The sequence below is a fragment of the Frankia sp. CcCS3 genome (genome assembly GCF_977927575.1).
Map to the genome: position 1 here is coordinate 1 of NZ_CDWRCL010000285.1, position 4,347 is coordinate 4,347.

The window sequence follows — 4,347 nt, forward strand, 5'->3', positions numbered from 1 at the left end:
CAACATTACGCACAGTTACCACACTGACTGGAGTCTCACGCCCGCCCCGGTTAACTTCGAAGACCCCCTATACCGTTTTACCCGCTCGGACGCGTCGCGCGTGCTTTCCAGGACGGAACCGGTCGTCGGCGTTCCGCCGTGCCGTGCGACGAGCGAATCGGGGAGGACGCGTGGACGTCAGCGACAACGAGGTGCCTGTCGCGAGCGTGGAACCGGTCGACCCCCCCGTACGGCCCCGACGTCTCGAGCGGTCATCCACGATGCGGTCGGTTCCCGCCGGCCCGAGCCACCGCGCCGATCCTTCCCGCCCCGGCGCCCGGCGAGTCGCGGACCGCGCCGACGCGGCGCCTCCTGCCACCGACGGCGAGCCGCAGACCGATCAGGCCAGCGGCCGCGACGCGACGACCGTCCCCTCGACCGGCGGGACGATACCTGTTAGTCGGCTTCGCCTTCCCGCCGCGCCCCGGCCCAGCACAGCCGGCGGTGCCGGGCCGCGGGTACAGCCCGGGGTGGTCGTCCCCGTGCAGCCGTCGGGACCTGTGCAGCCGTCCGGGTCGGAACCGGCGGCCGGGACACGCCGTCCGGAATCGCCTCGTACGGCCTCCACCACCGCGATGACCGGACCGGCGGCGGAGGAGACCCGGCCCGACCGGCGACCCACGGCCGCCAGGACGCCGGGCACGGGTAGTCCGGCGGCACGCGCTCCTGAGCCGGCCCCGGGAACTCCATCGAGTGCGGGGCCATCGGCTGCGGGGCCGCAGCCGCGGCCCACGGCCCGCGAGGGTGCGACGCCGGAACCCGGGGCGGCGCGGATTCCGGTGCGTCAGCCCGCCCGGCGTCCGCCGACCCTCCCACCCAGTGAGGACAGGCCCGGCTCCGCCCCCGGAGGGCATCGCCACCCCCGGCATTCCGGGCGGGTCGAGGGGGCCGCCGCCGCGACCGACCGCGGGCGCGCTCCGGCTGACGGGAACCCGCGGGAGTCGTCGAGAGACTTGCCGACAGTGACCGCGGTGCGTGGCTTCGGCACGCAGCCGCCGGCCCCACCACCCGCTGCGACGGGCTCCCCGCGGGCGTGGTCGCCGACCTCGACGCCGTATCCGCTGCCCGCGGACTCCGGCGGCGGCTCGAACGGCACGGCGGTCGCCGCGCCGTTCGCCGGCGTCCTGACCGGCCGTCCCGCGCCGCGGGGGCGCCTGGTCGCGCCCGGTCGCCCGGTCGTTCTCGGTCACCGGGTCCTCCTCGCGAGTATCCTGGTCGCGGGTCTGCTGGGCGGGGGGATCGGTGCGCTGCTCGTCTCGATGACCGAGTGCGGCAGCGACCGGCAGGCGTCGGCGGCCCTGCAGGTCGGTACCGCCGCGCCCAGCTCCGACCGCAGGTCGGTCGCGTCGATCGTCAGCCCGGAGGGGTACATCCTGACGAACAACCACGTCGTGGCGCCCGCGGTCGCCGCCAGAACTCCGATCTCCGTGCGCCGCTACCAGGAGTTCGGCCAGGTCCAGGCCGACCTGGTCGGGCGGGATCCCAAGACTGACCTCGCCGTCCTGCGCATCCCGGCCCCGCAACCCCTGCCGGCGGCGGCGCTCGGCCAGTCCGGCTCGCTGGTTGTGGGAGCGCCGGTGGTTGCCACCGGGGCGCCGTTCGGCCTCGCCGGCACCGTAACGACCGGCGTTGTCAGCGCGCTCGACCGCAATCCCATGGTCCCGGCCGAGAGCGGCACCGACCCCACGGTGCTCATCGGGGCGATCCAGATCGACGCGGCGATCAATCCGGGCAACTCCGGTGGTCCGCTGCTCGACGGCCTCGGCCAGATAGTGGGGATCAATACCGCGATCGCCGCGGTGCCCGGCCATGAGTCCCAGAGCCAGAGCGGCAGCATCGGCGTGGGGTTCGCCATCCCGATCGACTTCGCCCGCTCGGTCGCTCAGGAGATCATCTCGACCGGCCGGGCGACCCACCCGTACCTCGGCGTGTCGGCCGCGACCGTCACCGCCGGCCAGGCGAAGGCCACGGGGACCACGCCGGGTGCCCGCATCGTCAACCTGGCGCCCGATGGCCCCGCCGAGCGCGCCGGGCTGCGCGTCGGCGACATCATCACGCGGGTGGGCACCAGGGTCATCAGCGGGATGAATGACCTCATTGTCGCCGCCCGGCTCCACCGGGTAGGTGACCGGGTGCCGGTCGCCTACGAACGCGCCGGGGCCACCGCGACCATCCAGCTGACACTGCAGGAACAACAGCGCTGAGCTGCAGGCATCTTTTCGTTGCCCGCGAGCTCCTTGCCCGTAACACCGGGAGAGGTACGCTCAGCGCGTGTTCAACGGTGTCGGGTGGGGTGAAGTCGTCGTCTTGCTCCTGATCGGGCTGTTCGTCTTCGGCCCGGACAGGTTGCCCAAGGCCACCAGGGACGCGGGACGCGTGTTGCGTCAGCTGCGCCAGATGGCCAACGGCATGCGTAACGATCTCAGGTCCGAGCTGGGCCCGGAATTCGCCGATCTGGATATCCGGGACCTGCATCCCAAGGCCTTCGTCCGCAAGCACCTGTTCGAGGACGATCCGGTTCTGCCGCCATACCTCACCAAGCGGACCTCGCTCGACTCGCTGCTCCTCGGTGACGATCCGCCCGCGGTGCCGTCACTGACCAAGTCCTCGCTGCCGAGAGATCCCGCGGCCAAGGACCCGGCTCGTCCCGGCGCCGAGGCCGCGGTCCCGGCGGCGCCGCCCGGTCCGGTGTCTCCCATGCTGTCGAAGGTCTCGCCGAGCAAGGCCTCCGCCGCCCGCTCCGTGCCGGTGCAGCCGGCACGGAGCGGGCGGCCCGGCGACAGAGGTGCCCTTCGACTCGGACGCCACCTGAGCCGACCCGACGCCACCTGAGGTTCGGCGCCGCCGTCGGCTCGAGGACCCGCCCCGGGGCGGGATCAGCCGGGGCCGGGCTCGCGTCGATCAGGCTGCGCGAACCCGGACGGACGGCCGATCGTAGGTGTTCAGCGCCCCACCGGCGTGAGGTTGAGGCTGCGTCCGGCGAGCCCACGGGAGCGGTAGGTGAGCCGGCCTGCCACCGCGTCCAGGGCCTTGCCCGCCTCGCTGTCCGGCTCGCCGATGACCAGTGGCACGCCGTTGTCGGCGCCTTCCCGGAGCCGGACGTCTACCGGGATCTGGGCCAGCAGCGGTACGTCATGACCGAGCACCCTGGTCAGCCGCTCGGCCACCGCCGCCCCGCCGCCGGAGCCGAACACGTCGACCCGCTCGCCGCAGTGCGGGCAGGGCAGCCACGCCATGTTCTCGACGACCCCGACCACGTTCTGCCGGGTCTGCACGGCGATGGTCCCGGCCCGCTCGGCGACCTCGGTGGCCGCCAGCTGCGGGGTCGTGACCAGCAGCAGTTCGGAGGACGGCACCAGCTGGGCCAGAGAGATGGCGATGTCACCGGTGCCGGGCGGCAGGTCCAGGAGAAGGACGTCCAGGTCACCCCAGAAGACGTCCGACAGGAACTGCTCCAGGGCACGGTGCAGCATCGGTCCGCGCCAGGTCACCGGCTGGTTGCCACGCGTAAACATCCCGGTGGAGATGACTCGCACCCCGTGCGCCTGGGGCGGCATAATCATCTTTTCGACCTGGGTGGGCGGGCGGTCGATGCCCAGCATGCGGGGCACGGAGTGCCCGTAGATGTCGGCATCGAGCACACCGACCGACAGGCCCGAACGGGCCATCGCGGCGGCCAGGTTCACGGTGATCGAGGACTTGCCGACGCCGCCCTTGCCGCTGGCGACGCCGTAGACCCTGGTGGTCGAGCCCGGTTGGGCGAAGGGAATCGCCTTGGGGGCGTTGCCCCCCCGCAGTTTCGCGTGCAGGGCACCGCGTTGCTCGTCCGACATGACCTGCAGATCGACGCGGACCTCGCGGACGCCTTTGACCGCGCTGACGGCTCGACTCACCCGATTGATGATCTCGTCGCGCATGGGGCAGCCGGACACGGTGAGCAGGACCCCGACGTCGACCGAGCCGTCGTCGAGCACGCGAACCGACGAGACCATGTCCAGCTCGGTGATGGGACGACCGATCTCGGGATCGTGCACCGTCGCCAGAGCCGACTGGACCGCGTCGGGGGAAGGCCGGGATAGGGACAAGGGAAACCTCAGTCACAGGTTGGTATCAGGTGCGGCCCGCCGGGCCGCCTGTGGGTCCACGATAGCCCGCGGGGGACGTGACGGTGCCGGCTCACAATCCCCGTCTGCCGTGTTCGGCGGACCGGGGAGCGTGCCCCGCCCTGTCGGCTTCACGACGGGTGCGGAGCGTGCCCATCGCCATGACCAGGGGTGATTGTGTCCCGGTATAGGATCTGTCGCTGAT

The 4,347-nt window shown here is 72.3% G+C and carries 3 protein-coding genes; 2 read left to right on the plus strand and 1 reads right to left on the minus strand.

Annotation, left to right across the window (positions count from 1 at the left end; genetic code table 11):
* The first annotated feature begins 1,001 nt into the window (after window positions 1-1,001).
* Window positions 1,002-2,243 (plus strand): S1C family serine protease, encoded by a 1,242-nt coding sequence (locus AC08OQ_RS17930; RefSeq protein WP_476602171.1) that lies wholly within the window; start codon window positions 1,002-1,004, stop codon window positions 2,241-2,243.
* Between the two features lie 67 nt (window positions 2,244-2,310).
* Window positions 2,311-2,871 carry a Sec-independent protein translocase protein TatB gene (gene tatB / locus AC08OQ_RS17935; RefSeq protein ID WP_476602170.1) on the plus strand — a complete coding sequence of 187 codons (561 nt, stop codon included), beginning with the start codon at window positions 2,311-2,313 and terminating at the stop codon, window positions 2,869-2,871.
* A 110-nt stretch (window positions 2,872-2,981) separates the two neighbouring features.
* On the opposite strand, the gene AC08OQ_RS17940 is transcribed toward tatB, so the two are convergent.
* Complete coding sequence (locus AC08OQ_RS17940) at window positions 2,982-4,124, minus strand: Mrp/NBP35 family ATP-binding protein (RefSeq protein WP_462203872.1); 1,143 nt, start codon at window positions 4,122-4,124, stop codon at window positions 2,982-2,984.
* Window positions 4,125-4,347 lie beyond the last annotated feature (223 nt).